Here is a 296-nt window from a genome sequence, read left to right on the forward strand (position 1 = left end):
ACAAGCTCACCGTGAACATGGCTCCTGTGCCTTCGTTCACTGACACCGCTGGGGTGATAGACAGCGCTGGGCGGTCATCGTCCGGATCTGGATCAGGGCCAGAGCCATCATCGAGAATGGTACCCACGCCCGTGGCCGAGCCATTGGTGGTAACATTGTTGTTATCAGTGACGGTCACGCCGAAGGTCTCTGGGCCTTCGAAGACGTCGTCTTGGGTCGTCGCGACGGTGACTTTAAACTCAGTCACGCCAGCAGGTAAGGTGATATTGCCATCAGTAATGGTGAGAGGCACATCA

Annotated in this window: 1 protein-coding gene; it reads right to left on the minus strand. The window is 56.4% G+C overall.

Features of this window, described 5'->3' with window-relative positions; genetic code table 11:
- Window positions 1-296, minus strand: a 296-nt coding sequence (locus TZ48_RS03795; protein WP_239670690.1) for a hypothetical protein, incomplete at both ends; no start/stop codon positions are given.

Origin of the sequence: Vibrio variabilis, from assembly GCF_003263785.1 — a bacterium.
Classification (GTDB): Bacteria; Pseudomonadota; Gammaproteobacteria; order Enterobacterales; family Vibrionaceae; genus Vibrio; species Vibrio variabilis.